At 65.4% G+C, this 434-nt stretch carries 1 pseudogene; it reads right to left on the bottom strand.

What is annotated here, in order from left to right:
• Positions 1 to 434: pseudogene (locus IG90_RS40425) on the bottom strand (hypothetical protein); the annotation flags it as partial.

Genomic DNA, 434 nt, shown 5'->3' on the forward strand with positions numbered 1-434 from the left:
TGCCCAGGCCCTTGACCGTGCCCCAGACACCGTCGACGACGAAGCCCTTGCCGAAGTCCCAGACGTGTTCGTAGAACTGGTACCAGCGGGTGGATTCCTCGACCGGGTCGCCCCACGGCAGGCCCTTGGCCTGCTTCAGGGCCTCCGCGTCGTACCCGTGCATGCGCTCGCCGTTGGAGCCGTCGTCGGTCTTGAGCGGTTTGCCGCCGGGGACCAGAGCGATGATTTTGTTGTAGCAGGAACGTTCCACCGCCTGGAACGCGGTCCAGGCCTCGATGATCTCGTCATGGCGGCGCCTGTTCTCCTCGATCAGGTCGCCGTCCTCGCGCCACTTCTCGTCCGCGTTCGCCTTGACGAGGAACGCGCCCGCATCCCGCTTGAGCTGCCGCAACTTCTCGACCAGCGGATAGGCATCGTCCGAGTAGGTGCTCAGC

The organism is Streptomyces anulatus (assembly GCF_000721175.1).
GTDB lineage: Bacteria > Actinomycetota > Actinomycetes > Streptomycetales > Streptomycetaceae > Streptomyces > Streptomyces anulatus_C.